We start from the raw sequence: 19,514 nt of genomic DNA on the forward strand, positions 1-19,514 counted from the left end.
CGGCTTTTCGCTCTGTGCCGCTCCGGATGATTCTTACGCATCCAAGTCGAATTGTCGCAGTGGGCTGCGCCATTTGACGAGCCTATCCGGTCAAGCTGCTTCTCGCGCCGGAAACGAAAAACCCCGGCATGAAAGCCGGGGCTCCCGTGATGCCACGACGTACATCCGGCCGCGACAAGCAGGCGACAGTTAGCACGGAGTTTTCGAAGAAAATGTGACCTTCGCCTCGTCGTTCTTGAATGCCGGCCGATTTCAGCGTGCTCGTTCATTTCATCGAGTGGGGCACTCTATTTCTTCTGTCCAAGACCTACGAACGGGCGGGACAACGGATCCCATCGAGCCGCTTTCGCGCGGAGACTTGCGATCGGCTCGTTCAATGATTTAGATGGGAAGGTGTTTTTTCTTTTTGGAGCAAATGACGTGGCGTTAGGGACTGTTAAGTGGTTCAACCCGACCAAAGGCTATGGGTTCATTGCGCCGGACGACGGTGGCAACGATGTTTTCGTGCACATCTCGGCGGTAGAGAAGGCCGGCTATACCTCGCTTGTTGAAGGCGCGAAGGTCAGCTACGAGCTGGTGATGAACCGCAGCGGCAAACAAGCCGCAGAAAATCTCCGCCTAGGATAAGGCGCAGCTCGACGTCCTGGCATACTTTGAGCTAGCCTGAATCTCGTGGTTTTGAGACCTTTGGAAGATATCCTAGTTGGCGCTCGAGGGCGGCCAAAGTCGAGTGGGCTGAATCCAAACGTGCGGTCGCCTCAGTTAGGTTGGCCCACGCTTCGTTCTGCCGCGAGACAGCTGCCGAGCCGATCTTAATGCTATTCTTAAGACACCGCGTGTCTTGGCTGCGTAAGGCGCGCCCCAATTCAGGCAGTATCCTGGTCACCGCTCGATGCGCGGAACGTTCTTTTCGCTCCAGGCGGCCGACCACGGCGAAGGCCTCACGATAGTTCCATATCGCTTCGATGGCTCTGTTTTCAAGATCGCTTTTGTCGCTCATCCGGTTCTCTTCTCACTCGAGCTCTTAGCGGTCATCATTTGCGCGAGATCCTCCTCTGGGTCCGCGCGGCGAATTGTCGTAACCCCTGTAGGGGCGGGAAGGCCTGGCGCAAGCCGGCAGCGTCCATTGGAAGGGGCTGACTCGATCAGACATCCAGCGTGCTCGCATTCTAGTCTGTGAGCTTCACACAGAGCGGCCAAGCATCGAGACACGACCGATCATCGCAGAGTGGCAGTTTCGTGGCAGTCGTTGTGCGGCATCGACCAAACGGTGACGGATCACAACTACGGCCAGCCGCTCTCGTGAATGGGGCGTGCTGCCGACGCGCGATCGCGGAAGCGGAGATCCGTCCGTCTCGATTACAGAGGGCTAAGCAGCATTGGATTCGTTGGGCCAGCTCTCTCGGTGGGCTCCCAAATCGCCACGTTCTCCTTGATGTCAGCTCTGTTTGGATCGAGCGCACCAACGGCCTCTTCGATGGATGGATCTGGCCGAAGGACGGCTGAAGCCTCGACCGCCTTTGGCGCAACAGCGGCGTCACAACTTTCTTCCCCTGCCGGCTGCGCCGCCATTCCTCGCGCGAGACAAGAAAGTTCCTCCTTTGCTGTCCAGCCCCTTCGGGGTGCGCCGTCGATCGCCTCCGGCCTGTCGATCACCATCGAGGCCGCAAGGTGCGGGCTCGAAAACAGAGATCAAGGAGAACTACCATGGCGACCATCGGCACCTTCAAGAAGACCGGCAACAACGAGTTCAACGGCGAGATCGTCACTCTCTCGCTCCAGGCGAGGAACGTCCGCATCGTCCCCGAAACCAGCCGCTCGGGCGACAACGCCCCCAGCCACCGGATCTATGTCGGCCGGGTCGAGATCGGGGCCGCCTGGTCCAAGCGCTCCAACGAAGGCCGCGATTATCTCGGCCTCAAGCTCGACGATCCGAGCTTCACCGCCCCGATCTTCGCCAACCTCTTCGCCGATGAAGAGGGCGAGGGCTTCAGCCTGATCTGGTCTCGCCCCAACCGTCGCAACGGCGACTGAGCCGATCCGCAATGCCCCGCCCGGCTGGCCCGGGCGGGGCACCGCCACGCTGAGGAAGCGCGAAGGCACCTCGTTTGCCGTGACGGCGCAAGCGGCAAGGGCGTAACCGATGCCGATCAGCGGCCGCGTGCCGATTTGATTGGACGTCTTTGGTTGGCCTCGATCACGCTCTCGACGATGTCTTCCCAGTCCGGACAAATGGCGACGAGACGATCCAGCACTGTGGGATCCCGTTCGATCTGGCCAAGCGCCTGAGCGCGCCACTGGTCGTTGAAACTAATGCTCATCAGTCCCAGGCATTCGACAACCGAACTGTCGGGGAGCAAGTGCTCCATCGTTGCCGTCACTATGCCGGTCCACTGTTGGATCAGATGCCACGGCTCCGCCTCGCGCCGCGCCTCCAACTTCTCTCCGAGCAGGCCAATCAGCGCAAAGAACCGCGTTGGCCAAGGTTGCGGCCTGAGTTCCGTGACCAGAGCATCCACTGTCTCGCGAATGTCGGCTGGCAAGTGCTCGTACAGAGTCATGAGGCCTACTCCATCTCCCCAGCATGCTCGTCCGTTTCTGAACTAGGCATGCGCTTTGGAGACAGATCAGATTTACGTAAAGCCGACTATCAACTTATGCGTGAGGCAATGCGGAGTTGATTCACGACGTGCCGGTGTTGCGGTGGGGCACAAAATTGTCGCGTCATCGAGCCCGATGGGAATGAACCGTCGTTCGCTTGACGAGATCGGTTGCTTCGACGCCGAGCGCCTCCGCGATTCGGCCAAGCACGGTCACGCTGGCCGACACATCTGCGCGTTCAATTGCGCCGACGTAACGGACGCTTAGTCCAGCGCCATCGGCCAACTCTTCCTGCGTCATTTTCTTCACATGACGTATCCGACGCAGATTGACCGCCATGACCTCCTTGAGATCCATGGCAACAAGGGAACTCACATCGGAATGATCGTTCCAGGAACGATCGTTCCGATTCGTGCGTCACTGTGCTATTCATATCGTCTGGCTAGGCCCTGGTGTGCCGCTTCCGGGGAGCGCCGCGATGCGATCTGCGCATCACGGCACAATTCGAGTGTGACGATTTCCCAGCTTGCAAAGTTCTGGAGCTTAGATGAATTCTAATCGCTGCATCAATGCTGAGGGGCAATTGCAATGAACGGCGCGCCATTCCAGGACCGGCCGCCAATAACGGATCGCGTCAACGCCTATGACGAGAAACATCTTGCTATCTACGTTCGGTTGTTGATGGCCGAAGAGGAGGGCGCCGACTGGCGCGAGGTGGTCAGCGTGATCTTCGGCCTCGACCCCACGCGCGAACCAGATCGTGCCAAAAATGTCCATGATAGCCATCTCGCCCGCGCGCGATGGATGGTGGAAGCCGGATATCAGGGCCTTTTGGAACCGCGGATGCAGTGATTTGCGCCCCAATCACGCAAATTGCGATCTCGCGTGATGCAACCTCCGGGTCTGGTCTCTTGTAGCGTCTTTAGGGATCGTGGTGCGGGGCACAGAACAAAAAGACGAGAAGACAGACCATGCCGACCCAGTACTGGCGCTCGCCGGAGACCATCGAACGCCTGAATCGTCTTGAGCGCCCGGGTTTTGCCCTCGAATTCCTTCGTCGCAATGCCGACTACCGCCGCGACTTCGCCCGCACTGAGCGACAGATCGCGCGCGGCGAATCCGATCCCAACACCATCCGAACCAGTTTCGCACGTCGATGGAGGTTGCGGTGTCGCCCATGACCCCGCCTCTCCGGTTTGGCCCGAACCAGCCATTTGGCTGCCCGAGGCATCACCGGGAACATTGATCCTGACGCCCGCGCCGCCGGACTTCGAGACCGTTCATTCGATTGATCGCAACGCTTTCGGACTGTCGATCGTCGGGCGGACAGATGCTGACGGTCGCGAGCTGGTTGTCGCCGACGGCTCGGGTGAGCTCCATGTCAGTTTGCGCGACGAGCAGGCCGCGCGCCGTCCCGCCGTGCTTGTGCCGCTCGACGGCATGGGCGAACTGCGGGCCGACGTGGCGCTACACTTCGTGCGTCGCCTCAGCGGCCAGCGCACCGGTCTTCTCCCGGCGGCGCTGCGGCTGACGTCGTTTCAGAAACGGCGACTGATTCAGCTCCTGCACGCCTTCGACGTCCACGACCTGGGTGGCGGCCCGCGAGACGTGGCAGCGAAGGTGCTCGCCTCCGACCACGCTCAGCGCCGCTCGGTCGAGTGGAAGGATTCTCATGCCCGCCGCAAGGCGAACCGGCTCATTCACGATTCAATCGCTTTGGTCGAGCGCGGCTATCTGAAACTTCTACGCGGCCTCTGATCGGCTCCCCGATTCCTTCAAGCCATCGACCTGATGAGTTAGTTGCGCCCCGGTAGTACGCCTGGCTTCGCCTGGTTGCGACGATGGGGGGACACAAACGTACGTCAATTTTCGTCCACCCCCAACGCCTGAACTCTCCGCCACTCTGGCCCGGACATGCCGCGACTTGGCCGCGGCACTTCGAGGCAAGACGGAGATCTCCCATGCTCGACAGGCCTGCGCAACTCGCCACCCGTTACGTGCGCACCCCCGAGGCCGCGCGCCTCCTCGGCATCTCGCCGCGCACGCTTGAAAAATATCGCTGCCATGGCAATGGCCCGACTTTTCGCAAGCTCGGCGGCCGCGTTGTCTACGCCATCGGCGATCTCGAAGCCTGGGCCGATCAGGCCGCCTGCAGCTCAACGTCGGATCCGCGCTACCTCGAAGCGCGCGCCGCCGGCAACGCGCATCGCTAAGGCAACGCTCGTCATGTCGTCGCGTCGCCTCATCACACCCAGCGAGCGAAGCAAGCTCGACCCGTTCGTTGTCGCCACCGGTGATGCCAGCCCGCGTGATCAACGCGACCTGATGGAGCGCCCGTTCTTTTCGCTCGCCAAGGCCAAGCGAACAAGACCGATCCTCTACCAGACCGGCGACGTGTGTGTCGAAGTCTATGCAGTTCCTGAGCACGGTATGGCGACCATTTGGGATGCCGACGTGCTGATTTGGGCGGCGAGCCAGATTGTCGAGGCCGAGAACCTCGGTCTGAAGACCTCGCGCTTCCTGCGCTTCACACCCTACCAGCTTCTGACCGCAGTCGGCCGGCAGACCGGCGCCCGCGACTACAAGCTCTTGAAGGGGGCATTGGCCCGCCTGCAGGCGACCGTCATCCGCACCAGCATCCGGCAGGGGGAGCATTGGCGGCGCCACCAGTTCTCATGGATCAACGAATGGGAGGAATGCGCGACGCGCGACGGTCGGGTGCAGGGAATGGAATTCGTCCTTCCCGACTGGCTCTATCGCGGCGTCATCGATCGCTCACTCGTTCTCACGATCGATCCGGCCTATTTCAGCCTGACTGGTGGGATCGAGCGCTGGCTCTACCGCGTCGCGCGCAAGCATGCTGGCCGCCAGCCGAGAGGTTGGCTGTTCGAGGTCGCACACCTCCATGAGAAATCCGGCAGCCTCGCCAAGCCTGCAGACTTCGCCTTTGATCTCCGCCGGATCGCGGCACGTCAACCGCTGCCAGGCTACTGCCTGAGCATCGAACGCAGGGAACGCCGAGAGCTATTGCGCATCCTGCCATCGAAGTCATTCACAGCTCCTGTGGACGGCGCTGTGAATCAGCTCGGGACTTCGGGCGTTCACACTATCGGGACTCCGGGCGTGCCGGTATCGGGATTCCGGGAGTGCAAACCACAGCTAACGCTTTGGCCAGGAAACACGATCGCCTGCCCTAACTTAGAGTCTAACTTAGAATCTAACTGTTGTAGTGGGGCCGCGCGTCTTGCGGATAACACCGACATCCGCGCTCAGCCGCCAACCGAGCACCCAAGCCAACCATCTCTGCCGCTTTCAGGTCGCAAGACGGGAGGCATGCGATGATCGTCGCCGTGCTCAACCAGAAAGGCGGTGTCGGCAAGACCACGCTCGCCCTGCACCTCGCCGGCGTATGGGCGCTGCGCGGAAAGCGCGTGACGCTGATCGACGCTGACCCCCAGGGCTCCGCATTGGACTGGTCGCAGCAGCGTGCGCGGGAGAATGTCGCACGGCTATTCGGCGTCGTTGGCCTCGCGCGCGATACGCTCCACCGCGAGGCGCCGGAAATCGCACGCACCGCCGATCATGTCGTCATTGACGGACCGCCGCGCGTCGCGGGACTGATGCGTTCGGCGCTGCTGGCGGCGGATCTCGTGTTGATCCCCGTGCAGCCGTCGCCATTCGACGGCTGGGCCTCGGCCGAGATGCTCGCTCTGCTGCGAGAGGCTCGCATCTATCGTCCGCAGCTTCCTGCTCGCTTTGTGCTCAACCGCTGCGGCGCGCGCACGATCATCGCCCGCGAGACTGCCGAAACTCTCGCCGACCACGATCCGCCGGTGCTCGCCAGCACCATCGGCCAACGCGTTGTCTTCGCCGACGCCGCTCAGTCCGGACGGCTCGTCTTCGAGTTCGTCGAGCAGAGCGCCGCCGCCCGCGAGATCGCCGCGCTCGCGGCAGAAGTTGCGAGGTTCGCGCCATGAGCGACCGCTCTATCAAACGCGGCTTCGCCTCGCGTCCGGGCGATGCCGAGAGCTGGATCAAAGCCAGTGATACGCCGCCACGCAGCGTGAATGATGCTGCCGCATTCACCGCGCGCCTGACGATTGACGTCACGCCCACGCTGCGCGGCCGCATCAAGGTCGCCGCGTTCCAGCGCGGCGTGACCGTCGCCGACATGCTGCGCGAATTGCTGGCGCGAGAGTTCCCCGCTGACGCCCCGGAGAACCGTCATGAACGACAATGAAGCCTTGCCGCCGCGTGCAGTGCCGCCCTCGCATCGACGGGATGTCGCGCTCACCCATGTCGAGCTGACCTGGATCGAGAAGCGGATCGAGCACTGGCTGCGCTTCGGCCGCCGCGCGGAGGAGAAGATTCTCGACCGTCGCCGCAGCATCTCGAGCTTTGAGCCGGGCAGCATCTTCGGCTTCGTCCGCTGGGCATCGAACGACTATGGCACCGTGGTGTCGCGCATGGACATCGTGCGTGCCGTGGAAGCCGGGCAGCGCTATCAGACGCTGCCCTTCGTCCGCCCCGGTGGCGAAATCCTGCTGCGCGTTGATAGCTGGCCGAAGGTCGAGCGCGTGTTGCAGGCCATCGACGCCATCGAGGCGCTCTCCATCGATCCGGCTGACGCCGCACCCGAATACTGGCGGCATCTCCACAACCGTCTCGCCGCCGACCATGTGCCGCGCGCCTACACGCGCGAGCAGCATATCGCCTGGCTCAAGCGCCGGAGCGTCACGCCATGACCCGCTTCGGCTATCTCATGTTGACCTACCTTGCGGCGCTGGTCGCCGGCGCCCTGGCCCTCGTTCATCCTGCGCCGCGGCTGATTTGGAACGCTACCGCGAGCACGCCAATAGGGCTCTACGCGCTGCATCCGCTCGGAGAGCTGCGCGACTTGGAACTGGTCGCGGTACGGCTGCCGGAACCGATCGCCAGCTTCCTTGCCGATGGCGGCTTTCTTCCAAAAGGTCTGCCGCTGCTGAAGCGTGTGATGGCGCTGCCCGGGCAAACCGTGTGCCGGTCGGGCGATGCCATCACGGTCGATGCTGTCGATGTCGGCGCCGCACACGAGCACGATCATCGCGGCCGTCCGCTGCCGCGTTGGAGCGGTTGCCATACCCTCGAACCGGGCGAGGTCTTTCTCATGAACCCGACCGTCCCAGACAGCCTGGACGGCCGCTATTTCGGCGCGCTCCCCGTCAGCTCGATCGTCGCGCGCGCAGTCCCGCTTTGGACGGACGAAGCCGCCGACGGCCGTTTCGTCTGGCGCGCCGCCACTCATTGACCCGTTTCCAACCCAGCAACCCAGGAGCTTTCCCATGGCACAAATCGGCCAGTTCACGCGCGATAAGTCCGGCTTCACCGGTCGCGTTGAAACGCTGTTCTTCGAGCGGATTCTCACCCTCGTCCCGGCCGAATCCTCGGATGCCGAGAACGCGCCGGACTACCGTATCCGCCTCGGCGATGCCGATGGCCCGGAGATCGGCGCAGGTTGGAAGCGGACCGGCGAGAAGGCCGGCGATTACGTTTCGCTCGTCATCGACGACCCGGCGCTGCCGCGGCCGATCCGCGCAAATCTCTTCCAGTCGGGCAACGACAAAGCGGCCTGGACGCTGAACTGGAATCGTCAGCCCCAACGCGCCGAGCGGGACTGATTGCATGCAGGATCCTGTCGCGCGTGCCGCCAACCAGGCGCATCAACGGTCCACCCCCTTGTTCGGGGAAAAGCCCTCTCATAACTCGGGTCCACGCAACCGTCGGGCGGCCGCCACGCACAGCGGCGGTCAAACCGGTGGTCCGTGCGCACCGCCGGTAGGCAGCAAGACGCCTCGCCATGATGGCGGAGACAGGGCGAGCCTTGCCGTTCTCCTCCTTACCGGCCTGCTGGTGATTGGCGGGCCAACGGCAGCAGTGTCCGGGCAGAGAGCACCGGCACGAAGTCAACCGGCGAGCGATCACTACGCATCTCATGTGGCAGAGGCCGCGCAGCGCTTTGGCATTCCGGCTGCATGGATACGAGCCGTCATGCGGGTCGAGAGCAATGGCGATCGGCGTGCCGTCTCACCCAAAGGCGCACTCGGCCTGATGCAACTCATGCCCAAGACTTGGGCGGACATGCGCGCGCGCTATGGTCTCGGGCGCGATCCCTTCGATCCCCGTGACAACATCCTCGCCGGCGCCGCCTTTCTTCGCGAACTGCACGACCGTTACGGCTCGCCGGGCTTTCTCGCGGCCTATAATGCAGGTCCCGGCCGCTACGAGGAGTTTCGGGATAGACACCGTCCACTGCCCGCGGAGACGACAGCCTATGTCGCGGCCATCGTCCCTTTTGTCGACGCGGAGGGAGCGCCAGGACCTCTTCTCCTCGCGGCTTCTTCTCGTTCATCCTGGACGCGGGCGCCGCTGTTCTTCGACCACGCTGACGGGCCGTCCCCTGGCGCGCGAGCGGCGCTCGATCAACCCGCGCACGGCGGCTCAGTCGGCACTACGGTGCACGATATTTCGGCGATTGCGCCGCAGTCGGAGGGCCTGTTCGTCGCGCTCTCGGCCATGGGGCGATCGCAATGACTGCACGGCATCTTCAACGTCAATGCGCGGATCGCGGTACGTCTGCAGGCACCCTTGTTGCGGCGGCTGCACATCGGGCAGCTCGCGATATCAGCTGTCAGTTTCCAGGTTCGCTGGCGCCCCTTGACGAACATTCGGTTTGCATTCGAAACGCTGCAACACAGTCATACGGGCGATGCCTTCGGCCCGCGCTCTACTCGTCGCTTCGCTCCTCACCGAGCCACCCTACGGGTGTCTCGGCCCTTCGCGTAACGATCGCTATCGCAAACACTCGCAAACAGTGGGGGCTTCCGCGAGTACCGACCGAACGATGGCGAGATAAAAGGCCGCAATGTGCGGCTCGGTCGGTTGGTTGTTTGTGCTGCTATTTTTCCTCGGGTCCGCAATGTGCGGCTTCGGCGCGCAATGTGCGCTCGACTATCAACCCGTTGCAGGGATTCTGCATTCCGCACATTGTCGAGGCTGGCCATGGCTGAAGACAGCGATTTTCAACCACGGCCCGGCCGCATCCGCTCCTCGAGGAGCCAGCGGGCCAAGCCCTTCATCGCCCAGGCGCTTGCCGCCGCTCAACGCGCTGGCGGCGGCATTTCGCGAGCCGGCCAGCTCGTCAGCCACCGTCATTCGCGCTTCGGCCGCGGCCGAGCCGCCAGCGTGCGGGCAAACCGTCTGCTCACCGGCCGCTCGCGTCTGGTGACCATCAAGACCCGGGTCGTCCGGCACAGGGCGAGGTCGGCGCCGCTCGCGACGCATCTCGGCTATCTCCGGCGCGAAGGCGTGACCCGGGACGGGGAGAAGGCCCACCTGTTCGGCCCGGGCACCGAGGATGCCGATCCCAAGGCCTTCGCCGAGCGCTGTCAGAATGACCGCCACCATTTCCGCTTCATCGTCTCCCCCGAGGACGCGCCTGACATGGCCGACCTCAAGGGTTTCGCCCGCGAATTGGTCGGCCAGATGGAAGTGGATCTGGGTACCAAGCTCGACTGGGTGGGGGTCGATCACTGGAACACCCAGCACCCCCACGTCCACATCATCGTGCGCGGCGTCGCAGAGGACGGCCAAGACCTCGTCATCTCCCGCGACTACATCAAGGAAGGGATGCGCGCCCGCGCCCAGGACCTGGTCACCCAGGAACTTGGACTGCGCTCCGATCTCGACATTCGTCGCTCGCTCGAGAGCCAGATCGGAGCCGAGCGCTGGACGCAGCTCGATCGCCAGCTTGTTCGCGATGCAAACCAGCACGGTGTTATCGACCTTGCGCCGCGTCCCGAGCAGCAGCCCGATCAATTCCATGCGTTGAAGGTTGGCCGGCTGCGACACTTGGAAAGTCTTGGCCTCGCTCATCAACTCGGGCCCGGCCAATGGTCCATGGACGAGGCCGCCGAAACGACCTTGCGCGAGCTCGGCGAACGCGGCGACATCATCAAGCGTATCCACCGCAGCTTGACCGAACGCGGCATCGAGCGCGGGAGCGCGAGTTACGTGTTATCAGGCGAAAATCTTGACGTCCCCGTCATCGGGCGTCTCGTTGATCGCGGTCTCGACGACGAGCTCAAGGCGACCGCCTATGCCGTGGTCGACGGGGTCGACGGCCGCACCCACCACATCCGGCTGCCCGACCTCGACGCTGCCGGCGACAGCGCGCCAGGCTCAATCGTCGAGCTTCGCAAATTCGATGACGCAAGAGGGCAGCGTCGCGTGGCGCTTGCCGTCCGCTCCGATCTCTCGATCGAAGCGCAGGTGACCGCGAGCGGCGCGACATGGCTCGATCGGCAGGCCGTCGCGCGCGACCCTGTGGCGCTTGGCCAGGGCGGCTTCGGCGCCGAGGTCCGCGACGCTATGGAACGGCGGCCCGAGCAGCTCATCGGGCAGGGGCTCGCCGAACGCCAGGCGCGTGGACTGGTGTTCGCGAAAAACCTTATCGGCACGCTGCGCCGTCGGGAGTTAGAGGATCTCGGCAAGCAGCTCGCCGCCGAGACCGGTCAGCCGTTCAACCCGTCGGCTAGCGGCGAGTATGTGGCAGGCACCTATCGGCAGCGCTTCGCGCTCGCCTCCGGCCGCTTCGCCATGATCGACGACGGTCTCGGCTTCCAGCTCGTGCCTTGGACGCCCTCACTCGATAAACAGCTCGGCCGGCATGTCTCTGGCGTCGCGCGCGCGGATGGCGGCATCGATTGGGGTTTTGGGCGCAACCGGGGGCTCGGCTTGTGAGTGATCCTTCCAATCACCGACGTCAGGAGAGGGCGGCCGCCATGTCGGCGACCAAGATTCTTTGGGGGCAGGTCATCATGGTCTTCGGCATCGTCCTGCTCACGATCTGGGCCGCGACGGAATGGACGGCTTGGCGCCTCGGCTTTCAGCCGCAGCTCGGGCAGCCCTGGTTCGAGCTGCTCCATTTTCCGTTCTACCTTCCGCCTGCCTTCTTCTGGTGGTGGTATGCCTACGATGCTTACGCGCCCTCAATCTTCACCGAGGGCGCCTTCATCGCGGCATCCGGCGGCATCATCGCTGCGGCGGTCGCGATCGGTATGTCGGTCTGGCGCGCCCGCGAAGCGAAGAATGCCGAGACTTATGGGTCCGCGCGGTGGGCGAAGGCAAAGGAGATCGAGCAGGCTGGATTGCTTGGACCCGACGGCGTGGTGCTCGGCCGGTTCGAGCGCACCTATCTTCGCCATGATGGACCGGAGCATGTCCTGTGCTTCGCACCCACGCGATCGGGCAAGGGCGTCGGCCTCGTCATCCCTTCGCTCTTGACGTGGCCGGGCTCGGCTATCGTCCACGACCTCAAGGGGGAGAACTGGCAGCTCACTGCCGGCTTTCGCGCCCGACACGGCCGTGTCCTTCTGTTCGATCCGACCAACGCGAAGTCGTCGGCCTATAACCCGTTGCTCGAGGTGCGCCGCGGCGAGTGGGAGGTGCGCGACGTCCAGAACATTGCCGACATTCTGGTCGACCCGGAGGGCAGCCTCGAGAAGCGGAACCATTGGGAGAAAACCAGTCACGCCCTGCTGGTCGGCGCGATCCTCCACGTCCTCTATGCCGAGGAAGACAAGACGCTCGCCGGTGTCGCAGCCTTCTTGTCCGATCCCAAGCGGCCCATTGAGACGACGCTTGCCGCAATGATGCGAACCGCGCATCTCGGCGAGGCCGGTGTTCATCCCGTCGTCGCGTCCGCTGCCCGCGAGTTGCTGAACAAGTCCGGCAACGAACGCTCCGGTGTCTTGAGCACCGCCATGTCGTTCCTGGGCCTTTACCGAGATCCCGTGGTGGCGGAGGTGACGCGGTGCTGCGACTGGCGGATTACCGATATCGTTGGCGGAGAGCGAGCGACCACGCTGTACCTTGTCGTGCCGCCCTCCGACATCAATCGCACCAAGCCGCTGATCCGTCTGATCCTCAACCAGATAGGCCGCCGCTTGACCGAGGATCTGCAAGCCAAGGCCGGCCGGCGCCGGCTCCTCCTGATGCTCGACGAATTCCCGGCGCTCGGCCGGCTCGACTTCTTCGAGTCTGCGCTGGCCTTCATGGCCGGATACGGCATCAAGAGTTTCCTGATTGCTCAGTCGCTGAACCAGATCGAGAAGGCCTACGGGCCCAACAACTCGATCCTTGACAACTGCCACGTCCGGGTCAGCTTTGCGACCAACGACGAGCGCACCGCAAAGCGCGTGAGCGACGCGCTCGGCACGGCGACCGAGATGAAGGCGATGAAGAACTATGCCGGCAGCCGGCTGGCGCCTTGGCTGGGCCACCTCATGGTGTCGCGGTCCGAGACCGCCCGCCCGCTGCTCACGCCCGGCGAGATGATGCAGCTCCCGCCCTCCGACGAGATCGTCATGATGTCGGGCCTCCATCCGATTCGGGCGAAGAAGGCGCGCTATTACGAAGATAGACGTTTCCAGGAGCGCATCATGGCGCCGCCGATGCTGACGAAATCCAATGGCGGCCGGTTGGACGATTGGAGCTCAAGGCCATTGCCGCCGCGCCCAAGGGCATTGGAGACGTTGAACGACGACCAGACGGATGACGAAGATCCAAAGGCCGCCGACCGCAGGCAGCAGCCGGAACTCGATCGAGACACGGTGGAGAATAAGGAACCACTCGAGAACGAGTTCGCTTCGGACCTCGTGGATGAGCTCGATGAAGATGTCCCGCGGATCAGGCGCATGAACGACATGATGCAGGGCGTGGCGCGCCAAGCCTCCCTCGATCCCGGCGACGATCTCGGATTGTGAGGTAGCCATGATCGGGACAAAAAAGAAGGCTCAGCTGTCGGTCTATCTCGATCCTGATGTCATGAAGGCGCTATCGGCCTACGCCGCCCGGCGCGAGCAGTCGCTGTCGCTTATCGCGGAAGCCGCGATCGCTTCCTTTCTGTCGCCGGACGCCGATGAACGGCGAGAGGCTGCTACTGCCAAGCGTCTTGACCAGATCGACCGCCGGATCGCGCGCCTTGAGCGGGATGTCGGGATTTCGGTCGAGACTATCGCTCTCTTCATCCGCTTCTGGCTCACGACAACACCATCACTCCCCGAACCCGCCGCCAAGGCCGCGAGAGCACAGGCCGGAGCGCGTTATGATAATTTCCTTGCCGCATTGGGCCGCCGGCTCAATCAAGGGCCGAAACTGCGGCAAGAAATCCCGGAGGATGCCCAGCAGACTGACTCGTCCCCAGGCGAGTGATGCTCAACCCCGACGGTCGGCTCTGGATCGATTGGCTGTCTGGCGGGTTGGAGGATAGCGGACGAACGATGTCCGCCGCCGACGGCGAGCGGATCGTGGACCATCCAAAAAGTGTTAGGCGACCCGCGTGCTCAACTGCGAAATGCATGCCCTCCCCTGGATCAACTCGATCAGAGGCGACCCCCTGGCCCCGTATGCGACCGTCTGATGCGAGCTATATCCCTCGACGGCCTGCCAGGATCGACTGCGACCTAGCGAGTGATGTCAACGGGATGAGGGGGGATCCTGTGTTTGCGACAATTGTACAAGCGTTGCCAAGATTGCCTCAGTCGAAGACACGGATAGTGTTCGCACATTCACGCTCGATTTCCCAGACTGGTTAACCAATGACCTCGCCATTGAAGCGGGCGTATCTTTAGACGGTGTGTGTCTCAAGGCGACGACTGGCATTTCTTCCACCCGAGTTCTTCTCGACTCCAATCGAGCGAGTAAGCCAGGAGCCAATCAGCGCGCCGCGCCCGTGACTTGCTGGCGGAGTTGCGGCTATTATGTGTTTGCGAACAGGATCAACGAGATTTTGTCAGGCCCCATCCGTTGATCTATCTTCGGTCGGGCTTCTAGAGACAAACCGCCGATGATGAAGACGTACACCGGCTCGTGTCACTGCGGCACCGTCCGTTTCGAGATCGACGCCGATATCGACCATGTGCGGGTTTGCGACTGCTCTATCTGCTCGAAGCGTGGCGCGCTGATTTATCGCGTCGCCGAGGGCGACTTCCGGCTCCTGACGCCCCTCCAGGAGTTGTCGGTCTATCGCTGGGGTTTATTCACTGCGGCTGACTATTTTTGCCCGGTTTGCGGTATTTTGCCGTTCCGCAAACCAAGCCAGCCCACCGCAGCAGAACGCGAAGCCGGCATTCGGCCGTTCGACGGATGGGCAGTGAACGTGCGTTGCCTGAAGGACTTCGATCCGTTTTCAGTGCCCGTTCGGCAGATTCACGGCAGCAGGCTGACAATTGATTCGCCATAGCGGCCCTTGCCATGGACTTTCCGTTCGACTGCACGTGTTTATAATTGGTGATGTTCGTTGGACGTCGGCACTCAAAGAACGAAATCGGCCCTTTCCACCACGCTGAGTTTGGGAGTAGTGCCACTTCATAGCCGAGCATCGGGAAAACCTTCAGAAGATGCTCGTTTTCGACAGGCATCCTCGAAATCATGACGCGTCTCTTGATCGGTCGCGTGGATGGCCGGCCAAGGCGGAAGCGATGAACACGCGTCGATGATAGTGGCGTGCCTGTCCGAGTTCCTTGTCGCCGGCTCGCCTGTCACGCGTTCGAGACCCGCTGCGGCGTCGATCAGGCCGCGATCGAATAAACCCAGCCGTCGAACGCACTCGCTCGCGTCAGGTTTTCAAGGGAAAGATCAAACGCACTGTGCAGGCGCGCTTCAATACCTGTCCCGGGCAACGCGGGAACGCCCGACTCCAATTCCTTCCTTACGACCGGGCGTCCAGGCTCATCTATCGTCGCGTAGCCGCGTCGGCCGAGTTCGGTCAGCAGCGTGGACTTCCCACAGCCGGGGCATCCCGAGATCACGGCGAATCGATCAGATATTCTTCAAGCTCAATTGGCGCTCCAATAGACTTGCCTGATGAGGCGTAATCTCCGCGCCTTTGCGCCTCCGGACACATCACACGTGGACTACGAAAGATCGCCCCAGTGGGGATGAACCCGGTTGCCGTGGTCAATCGGCTGCGTACAAATGGTTGAAAAAGTCGAGGCAATTGCGATTATCGAAGTCTCCTCTTCCGATGCGACCGCGCCCGCCAATGCATTTCGCGAACCTGCATCCGGCAACCAGTCGTCACTCACTCCCGTGCTGTGAAACGCACTCCAATTTAATCACAGCCCTGTTCGGCCGGCAAAGAAGGCTTGTCGGGCGAAATTGGTGTTCTAAGTCCCTCAATTGGCTACGTAGAAGCCGTTGAAATTCGCTATTTTTTCTTGCGACGTGGACCCGCTGGCTTGCGGCTTTTAGGCAAGGTCTTCGGAGACCTAGCACCTTTGGGCGGCAGAACAAAGAACTCGGACAACTGCACGTCCAGCGTTTCGGCGATGCGGTCGAGAAGATCAATCGTCGGGTTCTTCGATTGCCGCTCAAGACTACTCATGTAGGAGCGGTCGATCCCGGCCTTCCAAGCCAATTGCTCCTGCGAGATACCCCGATTCACGCGAATCCGACGCACATTCCAGGCTACAATCGCACGAGTTTTCATACGTCAACTCATGCCATGGTGCTAGGCCTCAAAACACTGGCTATAATCCCGCTATTATTTCTTGGTCGGTGTTCCTCGACGTGATCTAGCCTCAAACGCGGCCGGGACCGTGATCGATGCACGTGGGCAGTCGGCGTCCCACGCGCTTCGCACGATGCCCGCGGCTTAGGATGTCGACAGTGTATCGGGGTATTTCGCCTCTAAGCTTTGGCCTATCTCCGAAAAAGCGCTCAAGACCGCATCGATCTGATCCCGTCCTATTCCAGCGTAGATGACCAACCGTACGTATCGATCGCCATAAGGGACGACAAGCACGCCCAATCCCGCTTCACCCAGCGTCCAAGATTTGAGGGCAGGAGCTCCGGAAAGACGTAGAACCACAGGAACATCTGGATCAGCAATGGCACGTTCCGAAAGAGAGCTGTGTAGACGAAGCCTATTCCACGCACCGCTCTCGATCGAGCAGTGCGGGCTGTACCGACTAAGGTTCCGATCGCAAGCGCTAGGAGGAAGCTCACCACCGCCATGACTATTGTGAGACGCAGACCTTCCAGCAGCCATCCAAGCTGCGGCTGCTGGAAGAGAATACTCCAGTTCCAATTGTAGGAGAGCATTCGACCCAGCCGCTATTGAGGGACTGCTTGCGCTTGCAAAACGGTCTCGAGCTTCTCGCTCAGTGGAATTCCAAATTGGTCAAACCACTTGTGGTAGAGAGATGTTATCTCTCCCGAGCGAAAGAGCTCGGCCAGCGTCTTGTTGACAGCCAAGCGAAACGCAGAGTCGTCACGGCGCATCATTAACCCGTACGGCTCGAAGGAGAGCGGGCGGCCGACGACCTCCAGACGGTCGCGAGCCGGCTTTTGTCGCAAAGTGTAGAGGATCGCGTCGTCCGAACAAAACGCGTCGGCGCGATCGCTATCGACAGCCAAGAGTCCTTCTGAAAAATTCGAGATGTTTAGGATTTTCACGTTTGGGACCTTTAGTTTCTGGACCCATCTGCGCCGCCGAGATCGATACTGCGCCGTCCGACGCCGAAGGCCATATGAACTTGCCGCGATCCAGGCGCTTGGCGTAGAGCGACATGCCCAGCCCGTCATGCCAGAGGATCTTGACCAGATCGCCGCGGCGACCCCGGAAGATGTAGAGATCGCCAGCATGAGGATCGCGCTTCAGGCTCTCCTGGACCGCAAGCGCCAGGCTTTGCATCCCGCGGCGCATGTCGGTGTGGCCGGTGGCGATCCAGACCCTGACGCCGCTCGGGATCGGGATCATCGCCGTCTCAGAAGCTCAAGAACCCGCTGCAGCGCCTCCGCGTCCACGTCCCGGTCAACGCGCACGCGACAGCCGCCCCCAAGCTCGATCTCGATAATGCCGGCCCGTGCACGTTGCGCAGGCGGTGAAGACACCGGTTGTGGCGCGCCACTCGAGATCGGAGCCGCCGCAGGCGTCATCTCAACCGGAACAAGCACCGGCGCGGCATCCCCGCTCAACTTGCCTTCCCGCGCCAACCGGCGCCACGTGAACAATTGGCTTGTCGACAGCCCGTTACGTCGTGCCGTGACCGACACCAGACGTGGCCCGCCATAGCTCTCGGTGACGATTCGCTGCTTTTCTTCCAATGTCCAACGACGTCGAGCGCCTGTCGAGACGACTTCAAGTCGGGAAACCTTCGGCATAGGCATATGGTCAGTCATACGCCTATGTCTTCATCCTCCATCAAACCGCACAAGGCGGTCCTCCCCGGAGCGATACGTCGTCTATGCCGAGTCGCTGGACGACCTAGCAGCATCAGCCAGACTGGCCAGCAGATCTGCAGCGCCAGCTCAACATCCAGCCGACGCTGACCATCCGGCCAGGTTTCCCCGTGCGGGTCATCGTTACCCGCGATTTGGTATTGGCACCCTACGGCAAGGGAGGAACGCCATGACGAAGCTCAAACTCGGTCCGCTACGCGACATCCCGGTCTGGCGTATCTTGATCCATCATGCGTTGCCGAACGCGGCCGTGCCATATTGACGGTGCTCGGGTTGCTTGTTGGGGGAGTGGTCACGGGCTCAATCCTTGTTGAGACGGTGTTTTCGTGGCCCGGGATGGGCAATCTGCTTATCACGTCGATCGGCAGCTGTGGTGCGCTACGGTGTGGCCCTGGGCGGCCATACGCCGCACGAGCTCGGGAAATTCCGCCGAGGATCGGCCCACCAGAAAGAACGTGGCTCGCGCGCATTCCTGTGCGAGCGCAGCCAACACCTTATCCGTGTTCGGCGGCCGCGGTCCGTCATCGAAGGTGAGGACGACTTCATAGTCCGCCATCTGCGAGTTCGGTTTGATTCTACGCTTCATCGCGCGATTCAAACACGGTGCACCTTTGTGTGTCGATATAATTAATGACTCAATACGTGTTATACAAAAGAATACAACTTAAACGTTGACATGGCCGAATGGTATTTCCTATCGTCGCATCCAGAAAACCTCGTACGGCAGGCGTAAGCCATCTTGCGCGCCGGCAGTTTGCCGAAGGCGTAACTGACGATCGTAGAGCGCTCCGTAGGGAGCGCTCTACGTATTTGAGCAACGCGGCCGGCAAAAGCCGGCATCTGATGGCCCCGGCACGCTCCGAAAAGGTGGTAATAACCCGTGCGAGACCTGATCATCGAAGCCTTTGACAGCGTCATCCGCTGCGAGATCGCGGAAGCAGACGACGTTCGCAAGGAAATCGCCCAGCGCGGCGCCTACTGGGCCGGCGACGAGATATGGAAGCTGGGCCGCCAAGTCGCCGCGCTGCGCAAGCGTATCGCCGAGCTGGAAGAAACCGACGCATGATCTCAGCAGACCGCGAGTATCTGCTCGATGCCCCTCTAGAACCGTGGCTTCAATCGCTTCGAGCGGCACCGTGCGCCGGTTATCACAGAAACCAGTTTCCTTCATGCGCGTGCAGATCGTTTGCCTCAGCAGTCATCCACTGCTCGCGCGGGTTTTCGCGGCTGATGCGCTTGCCGGTCTCCGGGACCTTTATGAACCTTTGGCGGTTCCAGATGATCCGCCCGGCGTACTGAAGGATGCCGTTCAAGCGCTTGCGGCTACCGTCAATGGTCGAGGCGTTCCAGGCGCCGCCACGTGGCCCGGGTACGCCTTTCTTGTTCAAGGCAGTTGCGATGTCGCGTGGCGAGTTGCCGCCTTCAACGGCTTCTTCATCTGCGGTGTTAGACTCACGAAGGCTTTTCCTTGCCGACGCATTCGATGAGGAAGCGTGACAGCGCTTCGAACGTGTCAAATCGGTTTATGGTGCGGCCCTTATAGACTTCCTTTGAGAACCAGAACATGCGACGACTGAAGGTGAGCCACGCCGGGGCATCAAGACATAGTCGAAGATCGCTTCGTTCTTCTC

The 19,514-nt window shown here is 61.9% G+C and carries 30 protein-coding genes and 2 pseudogenes; 21 read left to right on the forward strand and 11 right to left on the reverse strand.

Annotated elements, in window-relative coordinates; all coding sequences use genetic code 11:
- Positions 1–420: 420 nt before the first annotated feature.
- A complete protein-coding gene (locus ACE10X_RS03210; RefSeq protein ID WP_014490275.1) occupies positions 421–627 on the forward strand; it encodes a cold-shock protein in 207 nt (68 codons plus the stop codon).
- A gap of 31 nt (positions 628–658) precedes the next feature.
- Here the strand turns inward: ACE10X_RS03210 and ACE10X_RS03215 are convergent, their stop codons facing one another.
- The gene (locus ACE10X_RS03215; RefSeq protein WP_011082890.1) at positions 659–1,000 is read right to left on the reverse strand and encodes a hypothetical protein; all 342 of its coding nucleotides are present in this window, start codon (positions 998–1,000) and stop codon (positions 659–661) included.
- Between the two features lie 707 nt (positions 1,001–1,707).
- On the opposite strand from ACE10X_RS03215, the gene ACE10X_RS03220 reads away from it, so the two are divergent.
- Entirely contained in the window at positions 1,708–2,034 is a 327-nt protein-coding gene (locus tag ACE10X_RS03220; RefSeq protein ID WP_011084751.1) for a DUF736 domain-containing protein, read from the forward strand.
- A 116-nt stretch (positions 2,035–2,150) separates the two neighbouring features.
- On the opposite strand, the gene ACE10X_RS03225 is transcribed toward ACE10X_RS03220, so the two are convergent.
- Both ACE10X_RS03225 and ACE10X_RS03230 read right to left on the reverse strand, forming a co-directional pair.
- Positions 2,151–2,561 (reverse strand): hypothetical protein, encoded by a 411-nt coding sequence (locus ACE10X_RS03225; RefSeq protein WP_011082888.1) that lies wholly within the window; start codon positions 2,559–2,561, stop codon positions 2,151–2,153.
- Positions 2,562–2,724: 163 nt separating this feature from the next.
- Positions 2,725–2,958 (reverse strand): helix-turn-helix domain-containing protein, encoded by a 234-nt coding sequence (locus ACE10X_RS03230; protein ID WP_016841283.1) that lies wholly within the window; start codon positions 2,956–2,958, stop codon positions 2,725–2,727.
- Between the two features lie 231 nt (positions 2,959–3,189).
- On the opposite strand from ACE10X_RS03230, the gene ACE10X_RS03235 reads away from it, so the two are divergent.
- The 16 genes and pseudogenes from ACE10X_RS03235 to ACE10X_RS03310 all read left to right on the forward strand — a co-directional run bounded on the left by ACE10X_RS03235 (position 3,190) and on the right by ACE10X_RS03310 (position 14,881).
- The gene (locus ACE10X_RS03235) at positions 3,190–3,453 is read left to right on the forward strand and encodes a hypothetical protein (protein WP_011082886.1); all 264 of its coding nucleotides are present in this window, start codon (positions 3,190–3,192) and stop codon (positions 3,451–3,453) included.
- Positions 3,454–3,572: 119 nt separating this feature from the next.
- Positions 3,573–3,782 carry a transcriptional regulator domain-containing protein gene (locus ACE10X_RS03240; protein ID WP_014490272.1) on the forward strand — a complete coding sequence of 70 codons (210 nt, stop codon included), beginning with the start codon at positions 3,573–3,575 and terminating at the stop codon, positions 3,780–3,782.
- A gap of 61 nt (positions 3,783–3,843) precedes the next feature.
- Entirely contained in the window at positions 3,844–4,359 is a 516-nt protein-coding gene (locus ACE10X_RS03245; protein ID WP_014490271.1) for a DUF2285 domain-containing protein, read from the forward strand.
- Between the two features lie 203 nt (positions 4,360–4,562).
- Complete coding sequence (locus tag ACE10X_RS03250; protein WP_014490270.1) at positions 4,563–4,814, forward strand: AlpA family transcriptional regulator; 252 nt, start codon at positions 4,563–4,565, stop codon at positions 4,812–4,814.
- A gap of 13 nt (positions 4,815–4,827) precedes the next feature.
- Entirely contained in the window at positions 4,828–5,943 is a 1,116-nt protein-coding gene (locus ACE10X_RS03255) for a replication initiator protein A (protein WP_014490269.1), read from the forward strand.
- Positions 5,940–6,578, forward strand: coding sequence for a ParA family partition ATPase (parA, locus tag ACE10X_RS03260; RefSeq protein WP_011082882.1), 639 nt, complete (start codon positions 5,940–5,942; stop codon positions 6,576–6,578). Before ACE10X_RS03255 ends, parA begins: the two co-directional genes overlap by 4 nt.
- On the forward strand, positions 6,575–6,841 hold the full coding sequence (locus ACE10X_RS03265) for a hypothetical protein (RefSeq protein ID WP_011082881.1): 267 nt from the start codon (positions 6,575–6,577) through the stop codon (positions 6,839–6,841). The genes parA and ACE10X_RS03265 overlap by 4 nt, the downstream gene beginning before the upstream one ends.
- Entirely contained in the window at positions 6,828–7,346 is a 519-nt protein-coding gene (locus ACE10X_RS03270; RefSeq protein ID WP_011082880.1) for a DUF2840 domain-containing protein, read from the forward strand. The genes ACE10X_RS03265 and ACE10X_RS03270 overlap by 14 nt, the downstream gene beginning before the upstream one ends.
- Complete coding sequence (locus tag ACE10X_RS03275; RefSeq protein ID WP_011082879.1) at positions 7,343–7,888, forward strand: S26 family signal peptidase; 546 nt, start codon at positions 7,343–7,345, stop codon at positions 7,886–7,888. The genes ACE10X_RS03270 and ACE10X_RS03275 overlap by 4 nt, the downstream gene beginning before the upstream one ends.
- Positions 7,889–7,922: 34 nt before the next feature.
- The gene (locus ACE10X_RS03280; RefSeq protein WP_011082878.1) at positions 7,923–8,258 is read left to right on the forward strand and encodes a DUF736 domain-containing protein; all 336 of its coding nucleotides are present in this window, start codon (positions 7,923–7,925) and stop codon (positions 8,256–8,258) included.
- A 370-nt stretch (positions 8,259–8,628) separates the two neighbouring features.
- Entirely contained in the window at positions 8,629–9,171 is a 543-nt protein-coding gene (locus ACE10X_RS03285; protein WP_014490268.1) for a lytic transglycosylase domain-containing protein, read from the forward strand.
- Between the two features lie 468 nt (positions 9,172–9,639).
- The gene (locus ACE10X_RS03290) at positions 9,640–11,379 is read left to right on the forward strand and encodes a VirD2 family relaxase/mobilization nuclease (RefSeq protein ID WP_018269524.1); all 1,740 of its coding nucleotides are present in this window, start codon (positions 9,640–9,642) and stop codon (positions 11,377–11,379) included.
- Between the two features lie 41 nt (positions 11,380–11,420).
- Positions 11,421–13,403: a conjugal transfer protein TraG gene (locus ACE10X_RS03295; protein ID WP_018269525.1), complete on the forward strand. Its 1,983-nt coding sequence runs from the start codon at positions 11,421–11,423 to the stop codon at positions 13,401–13,403.
- Positions 13,404–13,410: 7 nt separating this feature from the next.
- Positions 13,411–13,851 (forward strand): ribbon-helix-helix protein, CopG family, encoded by a 441-nt coding sequence (locus tag ACE10X_RS03300; protein WP_011082874.1) that lies wholly within the window; start codon positions 13,411–13,413, stop codon positions 13,849–13,851.
- Positions 13,848–13,949 (forward strand): annotated as a pseudogene (locus ACE10X_RS03305) (P-type conjugative transfer ATPase TrbB); the annotation flags it as partial. The gene ACE10X_RS03300 and the pseudogene ACE10X_RS03305, both read left to right, overlap by 4 nt.
- Positions 13,950–14,485: 536 nt before the next feature.
- On the forward strand, positions 14,486–14,881 hold the full coding sequence (locus ACE10X_RS03310) for a GFA family protein (RefSeq protein ID WP_014490264.1): 396 nt from the start codon (positions 14,486–14,488) through the stop codon (positions 14,879–14,881).
- Between the two features lie 328 nt (positions 14,882–15,209).
- Here ACE10X_RS03310 and ACE10X_RS03315 read toward each other — a convergent pair whose 3' ends face one another.
- On the reverse strand, positions 15,210–15,449 hold the full coding sequence (locus tag ACE10X_RS03315) for an AAA family ATPase (protein ID WP_011082871.1): 240 nt from the start codon (positions 15,447–15,449) through the stop codon (positions 15,210–15,212).
- A 166-nt stretch (positions 15,450–15,615) separates the two neighbouring features.
- Between ACE10X_RS03315 and ACE10X_RS03320 the strand changes: the two genes are divergently transcribed.
- Positions 15,616–15,738, forward strand: coding sequence for a hypothetical protein (locus tag ACE10X_RS03320; RefSeq protein WP_256379488.1), 123 nt, complete (start codon positions 15,616–15,618; stop codon positions 15,736–15,738).
- Between the two features lie 109 nt (positions 15,739–15,847).
- Here ACE10X_RS03320 and ACE10X_RS03325 read toward each other — a convergent pair whose 3' ends face one another.
- From ACE10X_RS03325 to ACE10X_RS03345, 5 genes are all read right to left on the reverse strand, one after another.
- Positions 15,848–16,129 (reverse strand): helix-turn-helix domain-containing protein, encoded by a 282-nt coding sequence (locus ACE10X_RS03325; protein ID WP_011082870.1) that lies wholly within the window; start codon positions 16,127–16,129, stop codon positions 15,848–15,850.
- Positions 16,130–16,386: 257 nt separating this feature from the next.
- Positions 16,387–16,743, reverse strand: a complete 357-nt coding sequence (locus tag ACE10X_RS03330; protein WP_011082869.1) for an ABC transporter permease subunit — start codon at positions 16,741–16,743, stop codon at positions 16,387–16,389.
- Positions 16,744–16,755: 12 nt separating this feature from the next.
- Positions 16,756–17,058 (reverse strand): transporter substrate-binding domain-containing protein, encoded by a 303-nt coding sequence (locus ACE10X_RS03335; protein WP_014490263.1) that lies wholly within the window; start codon positions 17,056–17,058, stop codon positions 16,756–16,758.
- Complete coding sequence (gene tnpB / locus ACE10X_RS03340; protein WP_011082867.1) at positions 17,045–17,401, reverse strand: IS66 family insertion sequence element accessory protein TnpB; 357 nt, start codon at positions 17,399–17,401, stop codon at positions 17,045–17,047. Before tnpB ends, ACE10X_RS03335 begins: the two co-directional genes overlap by 14 nt.
- On the reverse strand, positions 17,398–17,823 hold the full coding sequence (locus tag ACE10X_RS03345; protein ID WP_011082866.1) for a transposase: 426 nt from the start codon (positions 17,821–17,823) through the stop codon (positions 17,398–17,400). Before ACE10X_RS03345 ends, tnpB begins: the two co-directional genes overlap by 4 nt.
- A gap of 78 nt (positions 17,824–17,901) precedes the next feature.
- Between ACE10X_RS03345 and ACE10X_RS03350 the strand changes: the two are divergent.
- A pseudogene (locus ACE10X_RS03350) lies at positions 17,902–18,056 on the forward strand (TrbI/VirB10 family protein); the annotation flags it as partial.
- 179 nt (positions 18,057–18,235) lie between these two features.
- Here the strand turns inward: ACE10X_RS03350 and ACE10X_RS03355 are convergent.
- Entirely contained in the window at positions 18,236–18,469 is a 234-nt protein-coding gene (locus ACE10X_RS03355; protein ID WP_011082865.1) for a polysaccharide deacetylase family protein, read from the reverse strand.
- A gap of 294 nt (positions 18,470–18,763) precedes the next feature.
- Between ACE10X_RS03355 and ACE10X_RS03360 the strand changes: the two genes are divergently transcribed.
- On the forward strand, positions 18,764–18,949 hold the full coding sequence (locus tag ACE10X_RS03360; protein WP_011082864.1) for a hypothetical protein: 186 nt from the start codon (positions 18,764–18,766) through the stop codon (positions 18,947–18,949).
- 82 nt (positions 18,950–19,031) lie between these two features.
- Here the strand turns inward: ACE10X_RS03360 and ACE10X_RS03365 are convergent, their stop codons facing one another.
- Positions 19,032–19,400: a recombinase family protein gene (locus ACE10X_RS03365; RefSeq protein ID WP_223153802.1), complete on the reverse strand. Its 369-nt coding sequence runs from the start codon at positions 19,398–19,400 to the stop codon at positions 19,032–19,034.
- Positions 19,401–19,514 lie beyond the last annotated feature (114 nt).

Origin of the sequence: Bradyrhizobium sp. Pha-3, assembly GCF_042258325.1 — a bacterium.
In the GTDB taxonomy this organism is placed as follows: domain Bacteria; phylum Pseudomonadota; class Alphaproteobacteria; order Rhizobiales; family Xanthobacteraceae; genus Bradyrhizobium; species Bradyrhizobium elkanii.

Coding starts and splice junctions, on each gene's coding strand:
- tnpB (WP_011082867.1), bottom strand. CDS start 17,401: ATGATCCCGATCCCGAGCGGCGTCAGGGTCTGGATCGCCACCGGCCAC.
- ACE10X_RS03275 (WP_011082879.1), top strand. CDS start 7,343: ATGACCCGCTTCGGCTATCTCATGTTGACCTACCTTGCGGCGCTGGTC.
- parA (WP_011082882.1), top strand. CDS start 5,940: ATGATCGTCGCCGTGCTCAACCAGAAAGGCGGTGTCGGCAAGACCACG.
- ACE10X_RS03285 (WP_014490268.1), top strand. CDS start 8,629: ATGCGGGTCGAGAGCAATGGCGATCGGCGTGCCGTCTCACCCAAAGGC.
- ACE10X_RS03215 (WP_011082890.1), bottom strand. CDS start 1,000: ATGAGCGACAAAAGCGATCTTGAAAACAGAGCCATCGAAGCGATATGG.
- ACE10X_RS03295 (WP_018269525.1), top strand. CDS start 11,421: ATGTCGGCGACCAAGATTCTTTGGGGGCAGGTCATCATGGTCTTCGGC.
- ACE10X_RS03310 (WP_014490264.1), top strand. CDS start 14,486: ATGATGAAGACGTACACCGGCTCGTGTCACTGCGGCACCGTCCGTTTC.
- ACE10X_RS03325 (WP_011082870.1), bottom strand. CDS start 16,129: ATGAAAACTCGTGCGATTGTAGCCTGGAATGTGCGTCGGATTCGCGTG.
- ACE10X_RS03250 (WP_014490270.1), top strand. CDS start 4,563: ATGCTCGACAGGCCTGCGCAACTCGCCACCCGTTACGTGCGCACCCCC.
- ACE10X_RS03355 (WP_011082865.1), bottom strand. CDS start 18,469: ATGAAGCGTAGAATCAAACCGAACTCGCAGATGGCGGACTATGAAGTC.
- ACE10X_RS03270 (WP_011082880.1), top strand. CDS start 6,828: ATGAACGACAATGAAGCCTTGCCGCCGCGTGCAGTGCCGCCCTCGCAT.
- ACE10X_RS03290 (WP_018269524.1), top strand. CDS start 9,640: ATGGCTGAAGACAGCGATTTTCAACCACGGCCCGGCCGCATCCGCTCC.
- ACE10X_RS03320 (WP_256379488.1), top strand. CDS start 15,616: ATGGTTGAAAAAGTCGAGGCAATTGCGATTATCGAAGTCTCCTCTTCC.
- ACE10X_RS03225 (WP_011082888.1), bottom strand. CDS start 2,561: ATGACTCTGTACGAGCACTTGCCAGCCGACATTCGCGAGACAGTGGAT.
- ACE10X_RS03235 (WP_011082886.1), top strand. CDS start 3,190: ATGAACGGCGCGCCATTCCAGGACCGGCCGCCAATAACGGATCGCGTC.
- ACE10X_RS03230 (WP_016841283.1), bottom strand. CDS start 2,958: ATGGATCTCAAGGAGGTCATGGCGGTCAATCTGCGTCGGATACGTCAT.
- ACE10X_RS03280 (WP_011082878.1), top strand. CDS start 7,923: ATGGCACAAATCGGCCAGTTCACGCGCGATAAGTCCGGCTTCACCGGT.
- ACE10X_RS03220 (WP_011084751.1), top strand. CDS start 1,708: ATGGCGACCATCGGCACCTTCAAGAAGACCGGCAACAACGAGTTCAAC.
- ACE10X_RS03255 (WP_014490269.1), top strand. CDS start 4,828: ATGTCGTCGCGTCGCCTCATCACACCCAGCGAGCGAAGCAAGCTCGAC.
- ACE10X_RS03265 (WP_011082881.1), top strand. CDS start 6,575: ATGAGCGACCGCTCTATCAAACGCGGCTTCGCCTCGCGTCCGGGCGAT.
- ACE10X_RS03330 (WP_011082869.1), bottom strand. CDS start 16,743: ATGCTCTCCTACAATTGGAACTGGAGTATTCTCTTCCAGCAGCCGCAG.
- ACE10X_RS03300 (WP_011082874.1), top strand. CDS start 13,411: ATGATCGGGACAAAAAAGAAGGCTCAGCTGTCGGTCTATCTCGATCCT.
- ACE10X_RS03345 (WP_011082866.1), bottom strand. CDS start 17,823: ATGACTGACCATATGCCTATGCCGAAGGTTTCCCGACTTGAAGTCGTC.
- ACE10X_RS03240 (WP_014490272.1), top strand. CDS start 3,573: ATGCCGACCCAGTACTGGCGCTCGCCGGAGACCATCGAACGCCTGAAT.